The sequence below is a fragment of the Paractinoplanes hotanensis genome (genome assembly GCF_023717965.1).
GTDB classification, from domain to species: domain Bacteria; phylum Actinomycetota; class Actinomycetes; order Mycobacteriales; family Micromonosporaceae; genus Actinoplanes; species Actinoplanes polyasparticus.
In genome coordinates this window covers 129,142-149,824 of record NZ_JAMQOL010000040.1, presented here as the reverse complement: position 1 = coordinate 149,824, position 20,683 = coordinate 129,142, and the positions used below count along the sequence as shown (strand labels likewise).

General features: G+C 70.8%; 25 protein-coding genes. 11 read left to right on the top strand and 14 right to left on the bottom strand.

Annotation, left to right across the window (positions count from 1 at the left end; all coding sequences use genetic code 11):
• The coding region (locus tag LXN57_RS28230; RefSeq protein WP_251801249.1) for an SPFH domain-containing protein at positions 1–227 on the bottom strand (227 nt) is incomplete at its 3' end.
• A gap of 11 nt (positions 228–238) precedes the next feature.
• Positions 239–688 carry an NfeD family protein gene (locus tag LXN57_RS28225; protein ID WP_251801248.1) on the bottom strand — a complete coding sequence of 150 codons (450 nt, stop codon included), beginning with the start codon at positions 686–688 and terminating at the stop codon, positions 239–241.
• A 156-nt stretch (positions 689–844) separates the two neighbouring features.
• Here LXN57_RS28225 and LXN57_RS28220 point away from each other — a divergent pair, with 156 nt between their 5' ends.
• Positions 845–2,149, top strand: coding sequence for a serine hydrolase domain-containing protein (locus LXN57_RS28220; protein ID WP_251801247.1), 1,305 nt, complete (start codon positions 845–847; stop codon positions 2,147–2,149).
• A gap of 21 nt (positions 2,150–2,170) precedes the next feature.
• On the opposite strand, the gene LXN57_RS28215 is transcribed toward LXN57_RS28220, so the two are convergent.
• From LXN57_RS28215 to LXN57_RS28205, 3 genes are all read right to left on the bottom strand, one after another.
• Complete coding sequence (locus LXN57_RS28215) at positions 2,171–2,575, bottom strand: type II toxin-antitoxin system VapC family toxin (RefSeq protein WP_251801246.1); 405 nt, start codon at positions 2,573–2,575, stop codon at positions 2,171–2,173.
• Positions 2,572–3,480 (bottom strand): hypothetical protein, encoded by a 909-nt coding sequence (locus LXN57_RS28210; RefSeq protein ID WP_251801245.1) that lies wholly within the window; start codon positions 3,478–3,480, stop codon positions 2,572–2,574. The genes LXN57_RS28215 and LXN57_RS28210 overlap by 4 nt, the downstream gene beginning before the upstream one ends.
• Before the next feature lie 228 nt (positions 3,481–3,708).
• A complete protein-coding gene (locus tag LXN57_RS28205; RefSeq protein ID WP_251801244.1) occupies positions 3,709–4,626 on the bottom strand; it encodes a DMT family transporter in 918 nt (305 codons plus the stop codon).
• 21 nt (positions 4,627–4,647) lie between these two features.
• Here LXN57_RS28205 and pdxR point away from each other — a divergent pair, with 21 nt between their 5' ends.
• A complete protein-coding gene (gene pdxR, locus LXN57_RS28200) occupies positions 4,648–6,081 on the top strand; it encodes a MocR-like pyridoxine biosynthesis transcription factor PdxR (protein ID WP_251801243.1) in 1,434 nt (477 codons plus the stop codon).
• On the opposite strand, the gene LXN57_RS28195 is transcribed toward pdxR, so the two are convergent.
• Positions 6,068–6,868, bottom strand: coding sequence for a DUF3097 domain-containing protein (locus LXN57_RS28195; protein ID WP_251801242.1), 801 nt, complete (start codon positions 6,866–6,868; stop codon positions 6,068–6,070). The genes pdxR and LXN57_RS28195 overlap by 14 nt on opposite strands.
• A gap of 89 nt (positions 6,869–6,957) precedes the next feature.
• On the opposite strand from LXN57_RS28195, the gene LXN57_RS28190 reads away from it, so the two are divergent.
• Together LXN57_RS28190 and LXN57_RS28185 are read left to right on the top strand one after the other, a co-directional pair.
• Positions 6,958–7,740, top strand: coding sequence for an Rv1486c family protein (locus LXN57_RS28190; RefSeq protein ID WP_251801241.1), 783 nt, complete (start codon positions 6,958–6,960; stop codon positions 7,738–7,740).
• Positions 7,733–8,218, top strand: a complete 486-nt coding sequence (locus tag LXN57_RS28185; RefSeq protein ID WP_251801240.1) for an NUDIX domain-containing protein — start codon at positions 7,733–7,735, stop codon at positions 8,216–8,218. Before LXN57_RS28190 ends, LXN57_RS28185 begins: the two co-directional genes overlap by 8 nt.
• Here the strand turns inward: LXN57_RS28185 and LXN57_RS28180 are convergent.
• A complete protein-coding gene (locus LXN57_RS28180; RefSeq protein ID WP_251801239.1) occupies positions 8,211–8,615 on the bottom strand; it encodes an NUDIX hydrolase in 405 nt (134 codons plus the stop codon). The genes LXN57_RS28185 and LXN57_RS28180 overlap by 8 nt on opposite strands.
• Positions 8,616–8,670: 55 nt before the next feature.
• Here LXN57_RS28180 and LXN57_RS28175 point away from each other — a divergent pair, with 55 nt between their 5' ends.
• Entirely contained in the window at positions 8,671–9,201 is a 531-nt protein-coding gene (locus LXN57_RS28175) for a GNAT family N-acetyltransferase (protein ID WP_251801238.1), read from the top strand.
• 88 nt (positions 9,202–9,289) lie between these two features.
• Here the strand turns inward: LXN57_RS28175 and LXN57_RS28170 are convergent, their stop codons facing one another.
• Positions 9,290–10,132, bottom strand: coding sequence for a L,D-transpeptidase (locus tag LXN57_RS28170; protein ID WP_251801237.1), 843 nt, complete (start codon positions 10,130–10,132; stop codon positions 9,290–9,292).
• 43 nt (positions 10,133–10,175) lie between these two features.
• On the opposite strand from LXN57_RS28170, the gene LXN57_RS28165 reads away from it, so the two are divergent.
• On the top strand, positions 10,176–10,703 hold the full coding sequence (locus LXN57_RS28165; protein WP_251801236.1) for an alpha/beta hydrolase: 528 nt from the start codon (positions 10,176–10,178) through the stop codon (positions 10,701–10,703).
• Here LXN57_RS28165 and LXN57_RS28160 read toward each other — a convergent pair.
• The 5 genes from LXN57_RS28160 to LXN57_RS28140 are packed head-to-tail and all read right to left on the bottom strand — an operon-like array spanning position 10,693 to position 14,408.
• Entirely contained in the window at positions 10,693–11,091 is a 399-nt protein-coding gene (locus LXN57_RS28160) for an MmcQ/YjbR family DNA-binding protein (protein WP_251801235.1), read from the bottom strand. The genes LXN57_RS28165 and LXN57_RS28160 overlap by 11 nt on opposite strands.
• Positions 11,092–11,096: 5 nt before the next feature.
• Positions 11,097–11,876 (bottom strand): HAD-IIA family hydrolase, encoded by a 780-nt coding sequence (locus LXN57_RS28155; RefSeq protein WP_221381739.1) that lies wholly within the window; start codon positions 11,874–11,876, stop codon positions 11,097–11,099.
• Positions 11,876–12,889: a ferrochelatase gene (locus LXN57_RS28150; protein WP_251801234.1), complete on the bottom strand. Its 1,014-nt coding sequence runs from the start codon at positions 12,887–12,889 to the stop codon at positions 11,876–11,878. The genes LXN57_RS28155 and LXN57_RS28150 overlap by 1 nt, the downstream gene beginning before the upstream one ends.
• A 20-nt stretch (positions 12,890–12,909) precedes the next feature.
• Entirely contained in the window at positions 12,910–13,677 is a 768-nt protein-coding gene (gene fabI / locus LXN57_RS28145) for an enoyl-ACP reductase FabI (RefSeq protein WP_251801233.1), read from the bottom strand.
• A gap of 26 nt (positions 13,678–13,703) precedes the next feature.
• Positions 13,704–14,408, bottom strand: a complete 705-nt coding sequence (locus tag LXN57_RS28140) for a beta-ketoacyl-ACP reductase (protein WP_251801232.1) — start codon at positions 14,406–14,408, stop codon at positions 13,704–13,706.
• An 88-nt stretch (positions 14,409–14,496) separates the two neighbouring features.
• Here LXN57_RS28140 and LXN57_RS28135 point away from each other — a divergent pair, with 88 nt between their 5' ends.
• The 5 genes from LXN57_RS28135 (at position 14,497) to LXN57_RS28115 (ending at position 19,876) form a co-directional block, all read left to right on the top strand.
• Entirely contained in the window at positions 14,497–15,783 is a 1,287-nt protein-coding gene (locus tag LXN57_RS28135; RefSeq protein WP_251801231.1) for a sensor histidine kinase, read from the top strand.
• The gene (locus LXN57_RS28130; protein WP_251801230.1) at positions 15,780–16,430 is read left to right on the top strand and encodes a response regulator; all 651 of its coding nucleotides are present in this window, start codon (positions 15,780–15,782) and stop codon (positions 16,428–16,430) included. The genes LXN57_RS28135 and LXN57_RS28130 overlap by 4 nt, the downstream gene beginning before the upstream one ends.
• A 638-nt stretch (positions 16,431–17,068) precedes the next feature.
• The gene (locus LXN57_RS28125; protein ID WP_251801229.1) at positions 17,069–18,424 is read left to right on the top strand and encodes a sensor histidine kinase; all 1,356 of its coding nucleotides are present in this window, start codon (positions 17,069–17,071) and stop codon (positions 18,422–18,424) included.
• Positions 18,391–19,101 (top strand): response regulator transcription factor, encoded by a 711-nt coding sequence (locus LXN57_RS28120; RefSeq protein ID WP_251801228.1) that lies wholly within the window; start codon positions 18,391–18,393, stop codon positions 19,099–19,101. Before LXN57_RS28125 ends, LXN57_RS28120 begins: the two co-directional genes overlap by 34 nt.
• A gap of 109 nt (positions 19,102–19,210) precedes the next feature.
• Positions 19,211–19,876, top strand: coding sequence for a helix-turn-helix transcriptional regulator (locus LXN57_RS28115; RefSeq protein WP_251801227.1), 666 nt, complete (start codon positions 19,211–19,213; stop codon positions 19,874–19,876).
• 55 nt (positions 19,877–19,931) lie between these two features.
• Here the strand turns inward: LXN57_RS28115 and LXN57_RS28110 are convergent, their stop codons facing one another.
• Positions 19,932–20,609 carry a response regulator transcription factor gene (locus LXN57_RS28110; protein WP_251801226.1) on the bottom strand — a complete coding sequence of 226 codons (678 nt, stop codon included), beginning with the start codon at positions 20,607–20,609 and terminating at the stop codon, positions 19,932–19,934.
• Positions 20,610–20,683 lie beyond the last annotated feature (74 nt).

Genomic DNA, 20,683 nt, shown 5'->3' with positions numbered 1-20,683 from the left:
GGCTGGGGCGGGAACGAGACGACCTGCTCGCGCATGTCGACCTTGCTGCGCACCGAGTCGACGAACGGCACCAGCAGGTTCAGACCCGGCGAGAGCGTCCTCTTGTACTTGCCGAGCCGTTCCACCACGTCCATGCGCTGCTGCGGGACGATGCGGACGGAGCGGAGGAGCGTGACGATGGCGAACACCACGATCACGATGATGAGGACGCCGACTACAGCTTCCATGGCACCCCTCTCTATATGTTGGGCAGATCGTCGCGCCACACGATGACCGTGCCGCCGTCGACCTTGATGACCCGGACGCGTTCGCCGGGTAGATACTTCTCGTGACCGTCGAACGAGCGGGCCTGCCAGTGCTCGCCGTCGATCTTGACCATGCCGTGCTCGCCGTCGATCTCTTCCAGGACGGTGGCCTGCGTGCCCTCGATCGCCTCGACTCCGAACGGGGTCTCGCCCGTCTCGATGGCGGGCCGGGCGTGACGCTTGACGATCGGGCGCAACGTGGCCACCGACAGGCCGGACACCACCACGAACACGATGGCCTGGAGCAGGAAGGGCGCGCCGAGGGCGGCCGCGCCGGCCGCGGCGAACGCCCCGACCCCGAAGAAAATGATCAGTAACGTGGCCGTGAAAGCCTCGGCGATCGCCAGAGCGATGCCGAGCACGATCCAGAGAACGGCTTCCACGCATCGATCGTGACACGTCCGCGCACGTCCGGCGACGCTGCGTGCTCCCTGGCGGAAAATGTCACCGAACTGCCACCCAATCCGGGCCGCCGGGCGGCGTAGCCATATCGGCCGCGCAGAGTTATACCCACGAGTCACACATCGAGAGGGTCCACCGTGTCACTGCTGCCGGAGACCGGCCGACGGGTCGAGGAGATCGCCGTGCGCGCCCAGGCCGAGGGGCGTACGCCGTCGCTCGTCCTGGCTGTCGTGCGCGACCGCGCCGTGCTGCACCAGGTCTTCACCGGCGAGCATCCGCGCCCGGACGCGAAGACGCAGTACCGCCTGGGTTCGATCACCAAGACGATCACCGCCACGCTGGTCATGCAGCTGCGCGACGAGGGCTTCTTCGCCCTCGACGACCTGCTCTACCGGCATCTGCCCGGCACCCCGATCGGCGGCGTCACGCTGCGCCAGCTGCTGGGCCATGTGTCGGGCCTGCAGCGCGAGCCGGACGGCGCCTGGTGGGAGCGGCACGCCGGCGGCGACGTCGACCAGCTGCTGGCCGACCTCGGCTACGACAAGGTCGCGGGTTCGCCGTTCCGCCGTTACCGCTATTCGAATCTGGCGTACGGCCTGCTGGGCGCCGTGCTCGAGAAGGCCACCGGCGAGAGCTGGCAGGCACTGGCCGGCAAGCGTGTGCTCGACCCGCTCGGGATGAAGCGGACGACGTACGCTCCGGTGGAGCCGTTCGCCCGGGGCTATGTGGTGCATGAGCTGGACCGTTCGCTGCACGAGGAGCCCCGCCTGGACTCGGGGGCGATGGCCCCGGCCGGCCAGCTCTGGTCGACGCTGACCGACATGGCCAAGTGGGCCGCCTTCTGGACCGACCCGGCGCCGGCGGTCCTGGCCCGCGAGACGGTCGACGAGATGTGCGCCCCGGTGGTGATCAGCGACCTCGAGTCGTGGACCGGCGGCCACGGCCTCGGGCCGCAGCTCTACCGGGTCGGGGAGCGCGTGTTCGCCGGCCACGGCGGTTCGATGCCCGGGTACGTGGCCCAGTTCGCCGTCCACCGCCGCAGCCGCCTCGGTGTGGTCGCCTTCGCCAACTCGTACGGCCTCTCCGGCACCACCATCAAGGACGTGGCCCTCACGGCGCTGACGGCGGCCGTCGACGCCGAGCCCGTCGCCCGCCCGCCGTGGCTGCCGCCCACCCCGCCCACCGGCGAGGCAGCCGCGCTGGTCGGCCGCTGGTGGTGGATGGGCCGCGAGTTCGAGGTCACCACGGACGGCGACGCGCTGGTCATGACCGGCCCCAACCACCGCTCACGCTTCACCCGCGAGGCCCCGGACCGCTGGCGCGGAGTCGACGGCGACAACGAGGGCGAGGTCCTGCAGATCCTCCGCGACGACGAGTCCCGCGTCACCGCGATCGACATCGCCACGTTCGTCTTCAGCCGCGACCCGGCGCACCTCGCCTGACTCCACGTATCGGCGGTGCTGTCAGGAAAGTATGACCAGACCCGGGAAATTCTCGAAATGACGGCGGTTCAGCGTGAGTAGCGGCGCGTTATGGTAAATAGCCGTCGCGCAGATCCATAAATCGTTGGTCTGGCTGTTTTGGCCGAGCGCATGACCAGCACGCTGCGCATGACTCTTGAGCCGCCCCCAGAGACGAGCCAGGTCGTCATCGTACGGCGCGACAACATAACGCCGGATCGCCTCTTCGAGTTGGTCGATGCGTTTCGGGCCCCAACTCCGCTTGGCGGCGCCGAAGTGGACCTCCGCGATTGTCGTGAAGCTGATCACCGGCACGGCGCCTATGAGATGGGACGCGAACCAGCTTGCCGCCGCCGGGTTCTGCCACAGGTGCGAAAAAGCGTCGGTATCGACGATCACGTACTTCATTCGTCGCCCGACCGCGCGGATCGGACAGCGCTGATGAACTCGTCGAAGTCCTCGATGGGAGCGCCGCCGAGCTCGTCCAGCGAACTCAACGGCTCGATCTGCTGTTCCCGCGCCAAGCTGTCGAGCGACCTCGGTTCGGCGCTGCTCAGTGCCTCCAGCCGCGTCAGGTGGAGCACATGGACCGACGTGCCGTTCGGCTCGAATTCCCCGGTTCCCTCGGCCATGACCATCTGGTCCATGGCGTCGAGGACGGCATCACGCAGGTCCTGCGAGAAGTCGCAGAGGACGCTTCCAGCGTAGGTGTCGATGCGACAACGGAGACCAGCCGGCGAGAAGTCACCCATGTGCAGCCGGCCGACCACAGTGACAGTCTGCTGAACCGGCTCGAATTGAACCGATCGGACCGCCGCCTGCAACGACTCGTCAATCGTGAATCGCCTTTCCCCGCCCCTCCAGAATTCTATGCGGCTTACGCCCGTCGCGCTGATTCCACCGGCGAGATCGCGGATCCCGTTGAGAACCTGCGGGGTGAAATGGGGTGGCGGCGTCAGCGGGTCCCGGAGGATTCCGTTGAGCCCCTCCGCCAAGACGTCGAGCGAACTGTTCAAGAGGTCATCCAGGCTGAGCTGTCCGGTTCGCGCGATGTTGAGAACAGCCGACCCCGCCTGGAATCCGACAAAGTCGAGCCGCACGGCGTCGACGATCTCCCGGGGACGCCGGCCAGGTCTGGTGGCGCCGCCGCTGATGCTGAGTGCGATCCTCTCGAGCGAAGCTTGGAGCCCACCAGCAAGGCGGGCGAGTTCCGACAAGGGCAGACGCCCGCCTTCGGTTGCCGGTCCGATCGCACGGATGACGAGATCGGTCTCTCCGTTCGCGATGTCATCTGACGAGCTCAGCGGACCCACCTCCCAACCTCTCCAGGCGTGCTCGGTTCCAGGCGTGCTCGGTTCCAGGCGTGCTCGGTGTCGGCCGGCATCTCTCACCAGCTCGATCAGGCTTGCGGCTCCATCATGCCCGAATCGGTGTACCAAAGCTGTTCGCGCAGTCCGTGCCTGTGGATAACCCGCTTCCGTTCGCTTGACGTCGGCATAGCATCGCCGCCACGTCCCTGGGAGGGCGGGGGAGGCGGTGGCTCAGGGGACAAGATCAAAGGCTCGGGACGGCGTTTCCGGTGTGGGCAGCGAAACCTCGGGGCTTGAGCGGAAGCCGAGGGCCAGGCCGGCGGCGACCACGGCGATGCCCAGCCAGACCGCGAGGCCGGGCATCGGACCGCCGACGGCCACGCCCACGGCGGCGGCCGAGACGGGGGCGACGCCGGTCAGCAGTCCGGCCCGGGCCGAGCCCAGCCGCTGGACGCACGTGTACCAGAGCACGAACGCCACCGCCGTGACCGCGACGGCCAGGTAGACGCCGGCCAGCACGTCGTCGAGCCGCAGCCGGAGCACCGCCGTCGGTCCCTCGCCGAAGAGCCCGCCGAGGCCGAACGCCACGGCGGCCATCCACGTCGAGTGCGCCGAGACGCCCAGCGGGCCGTGGCGTCCCAGCACCGGGACGGCCAGCAGGGTGAAGCCGGCCTCGCAGGCGAATGTCACCAGCGCCCACAGCAGCCCGATGCCGTCGGTGCGGCCGAAGCCCTGCACGAGCGCGGCGCCGGCCGTGACCACCAGCGCGGCGACGATCAGGCGGCGGGCCGGGGTCTCGCCTTCGAGCAGCGGTCCGGCCACGGCCAGCAGCAGCGGCACGCAGGCCACGGCGACACCGAGGACGGCCGGCTCGGCGTGCTTCGAGCCCTGCACCAGGGCCACGTTGAAGACGATCATGCCGGTCACGACGACGCCGGCGAGCCACAGCCATTCGGCCCCGCGCGGGCGCACGATCCGCTTTCCGGCGAGGCGGGCGTACAGCACGAGCAGCAGGCACGCCACCGCGTACCGCAGCGATTGAACGGTCAGGGACGGCGCGTCGGCCAGGAAGCCGGAGACCGCCACGCTGCCGCCGACGAAGGCCATGCCGGTCGCACCGGCGAGCGCGGGCAGGAAATTTGTCTTCACACCAACGATGCTGGCCGGGATATGGTCCGGGTTGAAGGACCAATCCATGGGGACCGAGGGGGACCAATTTCCGGATCGGACTTCCTGCAGCTGCGGCCGGCGGAGGCGCCCGTCAAGGGCCTGACCACCTGGCTGGCCGACGGGCTCCGGCTGGCGGTGTCGCACGGCCGCCTCGCGCCGGGAACCCGGCTGCCCGCCACCCGCCTGCTGGCGTCCGAGCTGCGGATCTCGCGCGGCGTGGTCGTCGACGCCTACCAGCGGCTCATCGACGAGGGGCTCGCGCAGGCCCGCACCGGCGCCGGCACGACGATCGTGGCACATCCGCACCTCCGCGACGCCCCGTCCGACCGCCGCCGCTCGCTCGACACGTTGCGCCTGCCCCTGCCGCCGGCCGACGGCATCGATGTCGACCTGTCCCCCGGCGTTCCCGATCTCGCTGCTTTCCCCCGCACGGCCTGGCTGCGCGCCGAGCGGGCGGTTCTCGACGAGATCACCGCGGCCGATCTGGGGTACGGCGACCCGGGCGGCACCCCGCGCCTGCGAGCCGAACTGGCCGGCTGGCTGGCCCGCACCCGCGGCGTCCGGGCCGAGCCCGACGACGTGATCGTGGTGAACGGCGTCGCCCAGGCGCTGGCGCTGCTCGCGCAGACGCTCGAGACGCGAACCGTGGCCGTCGAGGATCCGGGGTCACGCGGGGCGCGGGACCAGCTCGCGCACTGGGGCGTACGCCCGGAGCCGGTCCCGGTCGATGCCGAGGGCCTGGTCGTCGACGCGCTCACCCAAGCCGCGGTCGTCCTCACGCCGGCCCACCAGTTCCCGACCGGGGTAGTGCTCGGCCCGGCCCGCCGCCGCGCCCTGCTGACGTGGGCCGCGGCCGGCGGCACGATCATCGAGGACGACTACGACGCCGAGCACCGCTACGACCGCGCCCCCGTGGCCGCGCTGCAGGGCTCGGCGCCGGACCAGGTCGCGTACGCGGGAAGTGTCTCGAAATCGCTCGCGCCCGGGATGCGCCTGGGCTGGTTGATCGCCCCCCGGCGGATGCAGCCCGCCCTGCTCACCGCGAAGCACGACAGCGACCTCGGCAACCCCGCGCTGCCGCAGCTGGTGCTGGCCCGGCTGCTCGCGACCGGCGACTACGAGCGACACCTGCGCAACGTCCGCAACCGCCAGCGCCGCCGCCGTGACGCGCTCCTGGCCGCCCTGCGCGTCCACCTGCCGCGGGCCCGGGTGACCGGGGTGGCGGCCGGCCTGCATCTGCTGATCATGCTGGACGGCGACGAGCCGGACACGCGGACGGCCGAGCGGGCGGCGAAGCACGGCGTCCTCGTCCACCCGCTGTCGTGGCACCGCATGACTCCCGGCCCGCCCGGCCTGGTGCTCGGCTACGCCGCCAACCCGCCCGACCGGCTGGCCGAGGCCGCCCGGCGCCTGGGTCAGGTCATGGCACGGTGACGAAGTCGATCAGCCGCTCCATCGAGTTGATCAACGGCGTCTCGACGTCCTTGTAGCTGCTCACCGAGGACAGGATCCGCCGCCACATGTCGGCCGGTTCCCGTACACCCACCGCCGCGCAGATGCCTTCCTTCCAGGGGTGCCCGGGCGGGATCACCGGCCATTTCCGCAGTCCTACCCGCTCCGGCTTCACGGCCTGCCAGATGTCGACGTACGGGTGACCGGTGACCAGCACGTCGGGATCCGTCACGGCGTCCACGATCCGGCTCTCCTTGCTGCCGGGGACGAGATGGTCCACGAGTACGCCCAACCGCCGCTGCGGCCCGGGGCGGAACTCCCGCACCGCGCCGGCCAGGTCGTCGATCCCGTCCAGCGGCTCGACCACGATGCCCTCGATCCGCAGGTCGTCACCCCAGATCCGCTCGACCAGCGCGGCGTCGTGGATGCCCTCGACCCAGATGCGGCTCGCCTTGGCCACCTGCGCCCGCACGTTGTCGACGGCGATCGACCCCGAGGCCGTCACCTTCCGCTGAGCCTGCGCGGGCGCCGCCGACGGCCGCCGCAGCGTCACCGTCTGCCCGTCGAGCAGGAACGCGGCCGGCGCCAGCGGGAAGTTGCGCCGCTTGCCGTGCCTGTCCTCGAGCACGACCGCGCCCAGCTCGAACCCCACGACCGCCCCGCAGAACCCGGAATCCGCGTCCTCCACGACCAGGTCGCGTTCGGCGTCCACCTCGGGCACGACCCGGCGCCGCCGCCACTCCCCTTTGAGCACGTCCTCCCCATACATGCAAGGCACCGTAACCCGTGCGTTGGGACACGGCGTTTCTGACTCTCCGGCCGAGACAAGGTTCCCAACCGGCACGTACCCTTGCTCGCATGTCCCCCGCAGCAGATGCGGCCACACGCGTCGCGCGGCGCTCCACCCGGTTCGTGGCCTGGGTGCGCGCCTGGCGCGCCGGGCTCGCCCCCTTCGACGAGCTGGCCGACGAGATCGCCCGCGACGAGGAACACCTGGTCGCCGACGTGCCCGGCACGTGGACCGACGTGCCGCTGCCGCAGGGCCTGCCGGCCTTCGCCAAGGTGCACCCCGACGACATCCGGCTCGTGCTGCCCGCCCCCGGCGACCCGCGCGGCCTGCCCGGCCCCGGCCCGCTCACCGGCGCCGCCATGCTGGCCGGCGAGGCCGTGATGACGCCGTCGTTCGGCGTGGTGCCCGAGGTGCGCCGCCACGTCTCCGGTTCCGGCGTCGAATTCGAAACGGTGCTGTGGCGCTGGTTCCCGGTGGAAAACCACCGCCCGGTCTTCCAGATGGGCGCGGCCGAGGCCGAGGGCGAGCTGACCCTGGCCCTGGGCGAGGCGACCAGCCAGCTGACCAAGCTCGACGTGGCGCAGTGGAAGCCCGAGCTGGCCGGCGCCCTGCAGGCGTTGCGGCGCCCCGAAAGCACGGCCACGCTGCCGCCCGGCTTCGACCCGCGCGCCCGCCGCCTGTTCGCCCGGGCATCGATCCTCGACCAGGTGCTCGCCCTGGCCGAGACGAACGCGCCCGGCGGAGCCATCAACGGCTACGAGGCCCAGCAACGCGACGCCGCCCTGCGCCCGCTGCTCGACGCGTGCCGCCAGGCCCTGGTCGCCGCGTGCAACTCCCCCCTGCATGCCTGACCGGATCAAGCACTGCACCTTCTGCGGCGCACGCTTCGTCCCCGGCCAGCCGTGGCCGCGCCGCTGCACAGCCTGCGCCGAAACGACGTACCGCAATCCCACCCCCGTCGCGGTCGCCGTCCAGCCGGTCGGCGCCGGCCTGCTGGTGGTACGCCGGGCGATCCCACCGGCCCTCGACCGGCTGGCCCTGCCCGGCGGCTTCATCGACTACGGCGAGTCCTGGCAGGACGGCGCCGCCCGCGAGCTGCGCGAGGAAACCGGCCTGACGGTCGACCCGTCGACGGCGACGCTGTACGACGTCATCAGCGCCCCGGACGGCACCCTGCTGGTGTTCGCCCTGTTCCCGCCGCTCGCTTCCGTCGACGAGATGCCCGCCCCCGAGGCCAACGCCGAGACGTACGGCTGGGAGGTGCTGAACGGCCCGGCCGAACTCGGCTTCAGCCTGCACACCGCCGTGGCGGCCCGGTTCTTCAGCTGATCAGGCCGGCGGCGACGAGTTCGGCCAGCAGCAGCCGGATCGCCGGTGCGCACCGGGCGGCGTCGGCCGACGTGAACCAGGCCAGCTCGGCGATCTCGTTGGCGGGGACCGGTTGTTCATCGGGTTTGCCGCCGGTGAAGCAGATCAGCCGCACGGTCGTGCCGGGTGGACGGTTGTGGGCCGGCGCCACGATTTCGGTGAACAGAGTGAGATCGGCCGGGTCGACGACGAGGCCTACCTCTTCGCGGGTCTCGCGGGCGGCAGCCTCGGCGTACGTCTCGGACGGCTCGGGTTTGCCGCCGGGCAGATAGAAGGCGTCCAGGCCCGCCGGCCGCACCACCAGGACGCGGCGTTCACGGACGTGGACCCAGGCGGCGGCAATCACTTCGCTTGTCACGCCGTGAGCCTAAATCGGGGGCACGGAGCCTCCCCGGCCACTAGCGTGCAGCGCCATGGAGATTCGGGTGGAGCGGGGCGGGGACGACGTCGCTGAGGTGCATCGGGCGGCGTTCGGGAATGACGGGGACAAGATTGCGGAGCTGGTCCGGGCGCTCAAGCAGGACGATCCGGCGTTGCTGTCGCTGGTGGCCGAGGTGGACGGCCGGGTGGCCGGCAATGTGATGTTCACGCGCAGCCTGCTCGACGCGCCACCCCGGCTGGTCGATGTGTGGGTGCTCAGCCCGCTCGCGGTCCTGCCCGAGTATCAGCGGCAGGGCGTCGGGCGCGCGCTCATCAAGCGCGGCCTCGATATCGCCGAAGAACAGCGGGTGCCGCTGGTCTTTCTCGAGGGTGATCCGGCGTACTACTCGAAGTCCGGTTTCCGGCCGGGCGGCGAGCTCGGGTTCCGTAAGCCGTCGCTGCGAATTCCGGATGCGGCGTTCCAGGTTTACCCGCTGAGCGCCTACGAGGAGTGGATGACCGGCACGCTCGTCTATTCGGCGACGTTCTGGGACTTCGACTCGGTGGGCTTGCGCGACTCCTGAGCCTGCGACTCGTCGATGTGGGGGGTGTTGCACGCGGGTCGCGATGAGCGGGCCGCGGCCGAGGCGGCCTGATTGCGCGCCTCGCCCGTCACTCCACCACGCTGACCGGCACGCCCTCGGGCAGGTGACGCAGCAGCAGGCGCTGGACGTCGGGCGGCACGCGGACGCAGCCGTTGGAGACGCTGCGGCCGAAGGCGGATTCGTCGCGCCAGGCGTGGATCGCGGTGTGCCCGTTGCGCAGCGAGGCCGACAGGGCGTCCCGATCGTCGGGCACCGCGCCCAGCACGAGCGCGTCGAGACCCGCGTACACGGAACCGTGGGTGATGGTGCGGCCCATCACGAAGGTGCGGCCCAGCGGGGTCGGGGTCCGCGACGAGCCGACGGCGACCTTCCAGTGGCCGCGCTGCCGGCCGTCCCGCAGCCAGGTGAGCCGCCGCCGGCTGAGGTCGACCACGAGCTGATCGCGCAGCGGCCGTACCGCTCCCGAAGACGAAGGCACCCACCCGATGCGCCGGTTGATCGACGGGATCAGCACCGCCAGCCAGCCCGGCCGCTTGCCGACGATCGGCGCGGTGACCGGCAGGCCGCTGATGGTCCGCGGCAGAAAGGCCCTCGGCTTGCCGCCGGGCGCGTCGTAGACGGCCACTTTGCCGTGCGGCCGCAGGCCTTCGACCACGGCGGCGACCGAATGGGCGGCCGGGTCGTGGGCCAGGCCGGGCGCCGCGTGCCAGTAGGAGATCGTCGGCAGTCCGGGCGGGGCGGGCGCGGCCTTCGGCACCGGCACGGGCGCGGCGACCGGCTGAACGGCAGCGGGCACTCGGCGCACCGTGAGGGTGCCGCCGTGATCGGCGCGCGTGGCGGCCACGGCAGCGGTGGCGCCCAGCGCCACCGCCAGCAGCCCGCCCGCGACCACCGCCCTACGGGTGTACATCGCCCCACACTATGACAAATCTCTGGCCTGCAAGAATGCTCCGATGCGAAGAGCGATCATCTTTCACGGCACCGGCGGCAACCCGGGCGTGGCCTGGTACCCCTGGCTCGCGGCGCGGCTGGCCGAGCGGGCGTACGACGTGGAAGTTCCGCATTACCCCGGGCTCAACGTCGAGCCGATCGCCGAGTTACTGCCGCGGGTGCTGAAGGCACACACCTTCGACGAGCAGACCGTGCTGGTCGGCCACTCCGGCGGCGCCTCGCTGCTGCTGGCCCTGCTCGAACACGTGCGGGTCGCCCAGGCGATCCTCGTCGCCGGCTACAGCACCCGGCCCAACGATTCCGACGAGCCCGTGCTGCAGGCGGCCTACGACTGGGACACGATCCGCGCCAACGCCGGCGAGCTCTACTTCGTCAATTCCCGCAAGGATCCGTACGGCTGCGACGAGCACCAGGGCCGGGCCATGTTCGAGCGCCTGGGCGGCACCCAGATCGTCCGCGACGACGGCCACTTCGGCGACTGGAACCAGCCCTACGACGAGTTCCCGCTGCTGAACCGGCTCATTCCGTAGCAGCGTCGAGCCGGGCCACCCGGCGCTTGCCCGCCGTGCGGCGGTAACTCGCGTCGAGCAGCTCGGCGATCTCGTTCCAGTCGGTGTCGTCGCTCAGGTCGATGCCGATCCAGCCCGCCGGCGCCAGGTAGGCCGGAAGGTAGCACCGCGGGTCGTCGGCCAGGGCCGCACGCTCGTCCGGCTCGAGCAGCACGAGCAGCGACTGGTCGTGCCGCCGGTACTCGCCGTCGACCTTGACGCTGCCGCCGTAATAGGCGAACACCTTGGTCGTGTGGAAGGCCGGGATCCCGTGCGACACCTTCTCGGCCGCATCGGGAAAACTCAGGGCCAACTCCCGTACGCGATGAAGCAGTTGATCTTCTTCGTCGAACATCACGGGGTGGCCCATCGCGGTCAGATCTCGTCGATCAGATCGGCCACCGAGTTGACGATGCGGGACGGGCGGAACGGGTAGCGGTCCGCCTCCTCACGGGTGCTGATGCCGGTCAGCACGAGGATCGTCTCGAGCCCGGCCTCGAGCCCGCACAGGATGTCGGTGTCCATCCGGTCGCCGATCATCGCCGTGCTCTCGCTGTGGCCCTTGATGGTGTTCAGGGCCGAGCGCATCATCATCGGATTGGGCTTGCCCACGAAGTACGGGTCGACGCCGGTCGCCTTCGAGATCATGGCGGCCACCGAGCCGGCGGCGGGCAGCGCGCCCTCGTTGGAGGGGCCCGTGGCGTCGGGGTTGGTGCAGATGAAGCGGGCGCCGCCGTCGATCAGCCGGATCGCCTTGGTGATCGCCTCGAAGCTGTACGTGCGGGTCTCGCCCAGCACCACGTAGTCGGGGTCGAACTCGGTCAGCACGTAGCCGGCCGCGTGCATGGCAGTGGTCAGGCCGGCCTCGCCGATGACGTACGCCGTGCCGCCCGGCCGCTGGTCGGCCAGGAACTGCGCGGTGGCCAGCGCCGCCGTCCAGATGGACTGCTCGGGCACGTCGAAGCCCATGCGGGTGAGCCGGGCCTGCAGGTCGCGCGGCGTGTAGATCGAGTTGTTGGTCAGGATGAGGAAGGGCTTGCCGGACGTCTTCATCCGGTTGACGAACTCGGGGGCGCCCGGCACCGGCACACCCTCGTGGACGAGGACCCCGTCCATGTCGGTGAGCCAGCTCTCGACGGCCTTGCGCTCAGTCATCATGCTCCTCGTCGCTGTGGGGGTGGGCAGCACGGGACCGGGCAGTCGTCCCAGACCGGCAGCGTACCGAGCCGCTGCAGTGGCGCACCCTCGGTGCGCTCCCGGACGAGTTCCCGCACCATCGTGACGAAACGCGGATCTGTGCCGGGCGTCGCCGCGCGCGCGTACCCGAGGCCGAGCCGCTTGGCCGTGTCGGCCGCCTCGTTGTCGAGGTCCCAGAGCACCTCGAGGTGGTCCGAGACGAAGCCGATCGGGCTGACCACGACGTCGGTGACGCCCCGCTCCTGGAGGGTTTCGAGATGGTCGTTGATGTCCGGCTCGAGCCACGGCACCTGCGGCGGGCCGGAGCGGCTCTGCCACATCAGGTCCCAGTCGTCGTGACCCGCGACGAGCCGTGCCGTCTCGTGCAGCTGGGCCTCGTAGCGCCCGCCCGTCGGGCCGGCGGTCTTGGCCATGCTCACCGGGATCGAGTGCGCCGTGAAGACGAGTCGTGTCGTCTCGCGCCGGCTCTCGTCGAGAGTGGCCAGGGCCGACCGTACGGCGCTCGCGTGCGGCTCGACGAAGCCCGGGTGGTCCCAGAACTGCCGCAGCTTCGAGATCACCGGCGCGCCCGGGCCGACCTTGGCCCGGGCGTTCGCGATGTCCTCCCAGTACTGCTTGCACGACGAATACCCGCCGTACGCGCTGGTGGCGAACCCGAGCGCATGGGTCACGCCGTCGTCGCGCATCTGCGCCACCGTGTCGGCCAGCATGGGCTGCCAGTTGCGGTTGCCCCAGTACGTGGGCAGGTCGACGCCGCCCGCCTTGAACTCGGCGCTCACCGCCGCGAGCAGGTCACGGCACTGCTGGTTGATGGGCGAGACCCCGCCGAAGTGGTAGTAGTGCTCAGCCACCTCGGCCAGGCGCTCGTCCGGAACTCCACGCCCGCGCACCACGTTGCGCAGGAACGGCATCACGTCATCGGGCTTCTCGGGACCACCGAAGGACAGCAGGACGAAGGCGTCATAGACCACCAGTCCACTATTCCACCGGGCTACGCACCAAGCGCGTGGTAGCCCCCGTCGACGTGCACAACCTCACCCGTCGTGGCCGGGAACCAGTCCGACAGGAGGGCGCAGATGGCCTTGCCGGTGGCCGTGGTGTCGTGCAGGTCCCAGCCCAGCGGCGCCCGGTTGGCCCACGCGTCCTCGAACTGCTCGAAGCCGGGGATCGACTTGGCCGCCATCGTGCGCAGCGGCCCGGCGCTCACCAGGTTGCTGCGGATGCCCTTGCTGCCCAGGTGCAGCGCCAGGTAGCGGTTGGCCGACTCCAGGCCCGCCTTGGCCACGCCCATCCAGTCGTAGACCGGCCACGCCTTGGTCGCGTCGAAGGTCAGGCCCACGATGCTGCCACCCGCCTGCATGAGCGGCAGGCAGGCCACGGCGAGCGACTGGTACGAGTACGTGGAGACCTGCAGGGCCTTGGACACGTCCTCCCACTGCGCGTTGAGGAACTCGCCACCCAGCACGCTCTGCGGCCCGAAGGCGATCGAGTGCAGCACCCCGTCCAGCCCGTCGACGTGCTCACGCACCTTGCCGGGCAACGCGGCCAGGTGCTCCGAATCGGTGACGTCGAGCTCGATCACCGGCGGCGGCTCGGGCAGGCGCTTGGCGATCCGCTCGACCAGCGACATCCGGCCGAAGCCGGTCAGCACGACCTTCGCCCCGTTCTCCTGGGCGATCCGCGCCGCCGCGAACGCGATCGAGGCGTCGGTGATCACGCCGGTGATGAGCAGCCGCTTGCCGGCCAGCAATCCAGACACGGGTTGTTACTCCTTTGATGTTTTTCTCAGTGACCCATACCGAGGCCACCGTCGACCGGGATGACCGCGCCGTTGATGTAGCCGGCCGTGTCCCCGGCCAGGAACGTCACCGCGGCCGCGACCTCGTCGGTGGTGGCCAGCCGGCCCGCCGGGACGGCCTTGATGATCTCGGCCCGCCGGTCGTCCGTCAGCACCTGGGTCATCTCGGTGTCGATGAAGCCCGGCGCCACCACGTTCGCCGTGATGTTGCGGCTGCCCAGCTCGCGGGTGATGCTGCGGGCCATGCCGACCAGCCCGGCCTTGCTCGCGGCGTAGTTGACCTGACCCGGGCCGCCGTACAGCCCGACAACCGACGAGATGAAGATGATCCGGCCCCACTTGGCGCGCAGCATCTTGGAGCTGGCCCGCTTGGCGACCCGGAACGAGCCCTTCAGGTTCGTGTCGATCACCCGCTCGAACTGCTCCTCGCTCATGCGCAGCAGCAGCGTGTCGTCGGTGATGCCGGCGTTGGCCACCAGCACCTCGACCGGCCCGAGGTCCTTCTCGATCTGGGTGAACGCGGCGTCGACCTGGGCCTGGTCGGTGATGTCGCACTGCACCCCGTACAGGCCCTCGGGCGCGCCGCTGCCCCGGTGCGTGACCGCGACCCGGTCACCCTGCTTGGCGAACGCCTGCGCGATGGCGAGGCCGATGCCCCGGTTGCCGCCTGTCACCAGTACCGTGCGAGCCACGACCTTCGCTCCTCATATCCAGGTAGGGGGTGCCGGATGGCACCGCGGGGGCACGACGGCGCGGTGCGCAGCGCCGTAACCTGCCGGAGTGGAGACTATCGGCCCGGTGACCCGGCGCAATGCCACGGGGCCGTTACGCCGCCTGTTCTGGTCCCGCGAGACTCCCCGCCCCGCACTGCGGGCGCGCATCCGGATCTATCTGATGCCGCTCGGCCTGGTGGCCCTGATCGGCCTGGGCCTGGGCACCGGCACCTACCTGGCCGAGAACCGCGAGCTCGACCCGATCTGGGTGGCGGTCATCTCGGCCGGCTCGGTGCTGCCGGTCATCATCACTCTGCGTCGCCCCGTGCTCGCCTGGCGGCTGGCCTTCCTGATGCTCTTCCTGGGCTCGCTGCAGTCCGGCCTCGAGGAGTCATGGCCCTGGAACCCGGTCCAGATCCTCGGCTTCCTGCTGATCCTGGGCCGTCTCGCGGTGGTCGAGGACGCCGCTCTCACCATCTGGGCGACCGCCTTCAGCCTGGTCCCTGCTTTTGTCTACGCCCCGTACGCGAACGCCTGGGGCGCCGCGATCCTGCTGGTGGCGATCGCCGCGCTCGGCGACATCGTGTCGCGCCGCCGCCGTACGCGGGCCCTGCTGGCCGAGAAGGAAGAGCTCACCGAGCTGGAGCGGGCCAAACGGGCTGTGCTCGAGGAACGCACCCGGATCGCCCGCGAGATGCACGACGTGGTCGCCCACCACATGTCGATGATCGCCGTCCGGGCCGAGACCGCGCCCTACCGTGTGGGCGAACTGTCCGGCCCGGCGAAGGAGGAGCTGGCGACGATCGCCGACGCGGCCCGGGAAGCCCTGACCGACATGAGGCGGCTGCTGGGGGTGCTGCGAGCCGAGCAGGACGAGGCGCCCCGCGCTCCCCAGCCCGGGTTCGCCGAAGTGGAAGGCCTGATCGCGACCGCGCGGGCGGCGGGGGTCAAGGTCGCTTACAGCGCAACCGGGCTGCCGCGTCCTGTGGACAACTCACCCGCGGCGGTCGGGGCTGTGGACAACGGACGTCGTGGCGGCGCCGGTTCCTCTAGGCTGCCCACCCTGGGTGGGGCGGCGGCGGAGCTCGCGACGTACCGGATCATTCAGGAGGCGCTGGCCAACGCGGCGCGGCACGCCCCCGGCGCCCCGGTCAGCGTCGACGCCCGCAACCTGGACGACCGCCTCGAGGTCACCGTGCGCAACCCGCTGACGAGCCTCCTCACCACGAGCGAGGGGCACGGGCTCGAAGGCATGCGCGAACGCGCCGAGCTGCTGGGTGGCACGCTCACCGCCGCCCCCGACGGCGACCACTTCGTCGTCCGGGCGGTCCTGCCGTGGGGAGAGAACCAATGATCAAGATCCTGATCGCCGACGACCAGGCGATGGTTCGCCAGGGCTTCGGCGCGCTGCTGACCGCCCAGCCCGACATGCTGGTCGTGGGCGACGCCGCCGACGGGGCAGCCGCCGTCACCCGGTCCCGCGAGCTCCGCCCCGACGTGGTCCTGATGGACGTGCGCATGCCGGTGATGGACGGCCTCGAGGCGACCCGCCGCCTGAACCAGGCCGACGGCCCCAAGGTCCTGATCCTGACCACGTTCGACCTGGACGACTACGTGTACGCGGCCCTGCGCGCCGGCGCCAGCGGCTTCCTGCTCAAGGACGCCCCCGCCGCCGACCTCATCAACGCCGTACGCGTGGTGGCCGCCGGCGAGGCACTGCTGGCCCCCTCGGTGACCCGCCGCCTGATAGCCGAGTTCGCCGCCCGCCCGCAGTCGGAACGGCCCCGGCCGACCGCCCTGAACGCTCTCACCCCCCGCGAGACCGACGTGCTGCGCCTGATCGCCCGGGGACTGTCCAATCAGGAGATTTCCGCCGATCTGGTGGTCGCCGAACAGACTGTCAAGACTCACATCGGGCGCATCCTGGGCAAGCTGGCCCTGCGGGACAGGGCCCAGGCGGTCGTCTTCGCATATGAGACCGGCCTAGTCACTCCGGGCTGATCCGGCGAACCAGCGCCGACGAGACGGCAGATCCGATCGGCCGGTCGGAAACTGTCAATCGGGCGGAAGTGCTTTCCGAAGAAAAATCGCTTCCCGATGGACCGCTCGGCGACTCCGACCATGCATCGTTAATCCGACATCGTCATTCCGCAGACCTGGCGGAATGGCGGCCGGCGCCCGGGCCCTTCCTTTCGGCCAAGGATCGGCTCATTGCCGGGTTGTCGATGGCCCCTCCCCGAGCTGGCCTCGGCCTCCCCGGTCCACATCCATACTCTACTTGTAGGTAATAGCGGGAACGGGAACGGTGCGCAGTCCGTTTCGCGCGTTTGGAGCGGTTGCTAAGGGGTAGCCCGGCAATGCGGCTCTTTGCGGAAAACTCATTGGCCGCGATCGACCTGTCGCCGAAATCGCTGCGTTATATTGATTTTGATCGCGCGGGAGCTGGTCCGGGCGAATCGACTGAGTTGTGCGCGGGCCCGCCCGGTCCCGCACTCATCGATTCGATGTACGCCTGGTCGCGGCTCGTATCGGCTACCGACCACGGGGGAACGATCGTGCGCCTTTCGGTGCCCGGAATTGCTCGACTCGGTCCGTTCACAGCCTGGCGAGGGCCGGCCGTCACACTGCTCGGTTGTGCGGTGGCGGCCGTCAGCCTGGCCGATGTCGTGCGGGTGATCGAGACGGGCGACGCCGACACCACGCTGTTCGTCGTGACCGCCCTGGTTCTCGTCTGCTCCTACAGCACAGCCGGGATGATCCTGATCGCGCCGGCCTCGAGCGCCCTGACCGGCCTGCTCTTCTTCACCGTCGCCGCCGTCTGGCTGGCCCGCGCCACCGGTCCCCTGCACGGCGTGGACGGGGCCGACCTGGCGGCGTTCGCCCACCCGGTGGTCTGGACCCTGCTGGTCGTCGCCCTGATCGCGCACCCGGGGCGGCGGCCGTTCACCGGGTCCGAGCGGGCGCTTCTGACGGTCAGCCTGGCCGTGCTGCCGCTGCTGACCACCGACAGCCGGATCACCCCGCCCAGCCCCACCGACCCGTGCCTGATCTGCCTGCCCGCTCCGGGCTGGACGGTCGCGCCGTACCTGCCGGTGGCGGCCCGCCTCGCCGTGGTCGTGGTGGCCGTCTGGCTCGCCGTCGTGCTGGCCCGGCGGCGAGGGGATCCGCGGATCGTCGCCGTCCTGGGCGTGCTGCTCTGTGTGCAGGTGTTCGCGGCTGCGGTGGTGCCGCTGCTGACCACGCCGCCCGGGTTGGTGTGGCTGGTGGGCAACGCGGCCGGCGTCATCCTCCAGATGGTGATCCCGCCCCTGGTGCTGTTCGCCAACGCCCGGGGCTGGCAGGCCGACGCCGCGCTCTGGAAGCGCCGATACACGCAGGAGGCCACGGACGGACGGCAGCGGGCGCGCACCGAGATCGAACGCGACCTGCACGACGGCGCCCAGCTGCGGCTGGTCAACGCGGCCCTGTTGCTGCAGATGGCCCGTAGCGCGCTGGGCGGGACCCGCGACGAGGCCGACGCCCATCTGGACACGGCGGTCACCGAACTCACCCTGGCGCTGAGCGAGCTGCGGCTGCTGAGTCGCGGTCAGCGGCCGCCCGCCCTCAACCGGCGCGAACTGCACGAGGCGCTGGGCGTGCTGGCCGCCAACACGCCGGCGCGAGTCCGGATCGAGGGCCGCCCCCGCGCGATCCCGCCGCTGGTGGCCGAGCTCGCCTACTTCACCGTGGCCGAGGCGCTGGCCAACGCGATCCGGCACGGCGCCGCCCGGAACGTGGTGATCCGGCTGCGCAAGGAAAGCGGCTGCCTGCATCTGGCGGTCTGCGACGACGGAAAGGGCGGCGCCCGGGTGTACGAGGAGGGTGGCTTGGGCCAGCTCGGCCGCCGCGCCGAGGAATTGGGGGGCCGGCTCGGCCTGGAGAGCCGGCCCGGCGCCGGCACGACGCTGCGGGTGGTGATCCCGTGCGCATCGTCATTGCAGACGACGCGGTCCTGATCCGGGAGGGCCTGAACGCCATGCTGCGCCAGGCCGGCATGGAGGTGCTGGCCGCGGTGAACGACGCGCGCGAGTTGCTGGAGGCGGTCACCGAACACCGGCCGGACGCGGTCATCGTGGACATCCGGATGCCACCGACCTACACCACCGAGGGCCTGGCCGCCACGGAGCGGATCCGGCGGGAGTACCCCGGGATCGCCGTCCTGATCCTTTCCATGCACGTCGAGACGGAGTACGCGCTCGCGATCGTCAATTCCGGCGAGGGCGGCGTCGGATATCTGCTCAAGGAGCGCATTCTCAACGTCGAGCAAATGGTCGCCGCATTGCGCGACATCGCGAACGGCGGCGCGCTGATCGACGCGAGCCTGATCGAGGAACTGATGGCCGGCCACCGGACGGGTGGCCGGTTCGACCAGCTCACCGTCCGCGAGCGAGAAGTGCTCGGCCTCATGGCGCAGGGCTACACCAACCGGGCGATCGGCGACCGGCTGAATCTGAGCATCAAGACGGTCGAATCGTATGTGACCAGCATTCTGGGCCGGTTGCAGATCGAGGCCGACGAAGGCGTCCACCGGCGGGTGCGCGCGGTGCTGATGTATCTGCGCGTCAACGGTCCGGCGCGGCCGGGCGGCCCGCTGCGATTGCGGCGGTGGCCCGGCCGAAATCCGATCGGCTGAGGCAGGGATTCCCCGGTACCCGGAGCGTCCGCCGATCGTTACCTTTCCCTTCGACGGCCGTTCGGCGCAGCGTGGCGTGAGTGGGACGGCCGCACGGGGGAGGAAGAACATGTCCGATGAAGAACCGGAACGGGAATCCCATGCCGCCGACAGCGAGGCCTGGCAGCTGGCCAACCGTCTGATCCGCTCGGCCCGGGAGGAAGTGCTCGCGCTGATTCCGGCCCACTGTTCCCTGCTGTCGGAGAACGAGAAGCGCCGGGCCCGGCCGTCCGGCCCGGGCTGGCGCGGCGCCGACCGCGTGCTCGCCGTCGTGGCCGGGGAGACGCTGCAGGACCGGGGGACCAAGCTGCGGGCCCTGCTGGGCAAGAGGGCCGACATCCGCAGCGGGAAGCACTCGCCGACGCTGATGGTCCTGCTCGACCGCAAGCTGGCGATCGTCTCCCGCGGGGGTGGCCCGGCGCCGCTGGCGATCCACTCGCCGAGTGCCGTGCGGACGCTGGTGACGATCTTTCATCACCACTGGTCCGAGGCGCGGTCCGACGAGGGCGACCTGCACAGCCGGCTCAACGCGCTGCAGCGTGACGTGTTGCGCCGGCTGACCAGTGGCGCCACCGACGACGTGGTGGCCCGGGAACTGGCCGTGTCCACCCGTACCGTGCAACGGCACGTCACGCAGATCATGCAGATGGTCGGCGCCCGCAGCCGGCTCGAACTCGGCATCCAGCTGGCGGTGCACGGCCTCTACGAGCACCGGGACGCGCCCAGCCCGGTCTGACCCAGGAACGGAAGTGGCCGCGCCGTCGTCGGCGCGGCCACTTCTCGCGTACGGGCTAAGCGCACTCCACCAAACCGGAACGGATGGCCGTGACCACGGCCGACGTCCGGTTGGTGGAGCCCAGCTTGAGCAGCACACCGGCCACCAGCCGCTTCGCCCCGTGGTCGGAGATCTTGAGCCGCCGGGCGATCTGCTTGTTGCTCAACCCCTCCACCAGCAGCACCAGCGTCTCGTGCTCGCGCGGCGTCAGGGAGATCGGCGCCGGCGACGCCGGGGCGCGGCGGATGCCCGCATGGGCCAGCAGCTGCTGGGCCAGCACCGCGGGCATCGGCACCTCACCGGTCATGATCGCCCGCAGCGCGTTCTCCAGGGTGCGGCCGGACAGGTCCTGCTGGAGCAGGAAGCCGTCCACCACCACCCCGCTGGCCAGCACCGCCTCGGCGGCGCGGGCGTCGTGGATCAGCATGACGATCTTGGCGCCGGGGACGAGCAGCGAGCCGGCCGCGATGCCCGGGACGCCGTCGGCCGCGTTCACGACGAGCACGTCCGGGCGCTCACCCGTCGTCTCGGCCAGCTCGGTCATCGAGCGGTAGGCGCGGACCGGGCCGGCCAGGACCAGGCCGCGCAGGGCGACAGCGAGGCCGTCCCGCAGGATGTCATTACCCATCACCAACGCGATCCGGGGCCCGGCCGCCTCGCGGTGCACAAGCTGTTCGACGATCGTCGCGGTCATGACCGCGCTCCTCTCATTCGGAGTACGCGGTTCATCGAAGCCGACGGCGGCGGGCCCGGGCCAGGACCATGTCT

Excerpts from the sequence above, each read along its gene's own strand:
- LXN57_RS28215 (WP_251801246.1), bottom strand. The coding sequence starts at position 2,575 with ATGAAGTACGTGATCGTCGATACCGACGCTTTTTCGCACCTGTGGCAG.
- pdxR (WP_251801243.1), top strand. The coding sequence starts at position 4,648 with ATGGTCCGGGTTGAAGGACCAATCCATGGGGACCGAGGGGGACCAATT.
- LXN57_RS28195 (WP_251801242.1), bottom strand. The coding sequence starts at position 6,868 with ATGTATGGGGAGGACGTGCTCAAAGGGGAGTGGCGGCGGCGCCGGGTC.
- LXN57_RS28190 (WP_251801241.1), top strand. The coding sequence starts at position 6,958 with ATGTCCCCCGCAGCAGATGCGGCCACACGCGTCGCGCGGCGCTCCACC.
- LXN57_RS28185 (WP_251801240.1), top strand. The coding sequence starts at position 7,733 with ATGCCTGACCGGATCAAGCACTGCACCTTCTGCGGCGCACGCTTCGTC.
- LXN57_RS28175 (WP_251801238.1), top strand. The coding sequence starts at position 8,671 with ATGGAGATTCGGGTGGAGCGGGGCGGGGACGACGTCGCTGAGGTGCAT.
- LXN57_RS28170 (WP_251801237.1), bottom strand. The coding sequence starts at position 10,132 with ATGTACACCCGTAGGGCGGTGGTCGCGGGCGGGCTGCTGGCGGTGGCG.
- LXN57_RS28165 (WP_251801236.1), top strand. The coding sequence starts at position 10,176 with ATGCGAAGAGCGATCATCTTTCACGGCACCGGCGGCAACCCGGGCGTG.
- LXN57_RS28160 (WP_251801235.1), bottom strand. The coding sequence starts at position 11,091 with ATGGGCCACCCCGTGATGTTCGACGAAGAAGATCAACTGCTTCATCGC.
- LXN57_RS28155 (WP_221381739.1), bottom strand. The coding sequence starts at position 11,876 with ATGACTGAGCGCAAGGCCGTCGAGAGCTGGCTCACCGACATGGACGGG.
- LXN57_RS28130 (WP_251801230.1), top strand. The coding sequence starts at position 15,780 with ATGATCAAGATCCTGATCGCCGACGACCAGGCGATGGTTCGCCAGGGC.
- LXN57_RS28115 (WP_251801227.1), top strand. The coding sequence starts at position 19,211 with ATGTCCGATGAAGAACCGGAACGGGAATCCCATGCCGCCGACAGCGAG.
- LXN57_RS28110 (WP_251801226.1), bottom strand. The coding sequence starts at position 20,609 with ATGACCGCGACGATCGTCGAACAGCTTGTGCACCGCGAGGCGGCCGGG.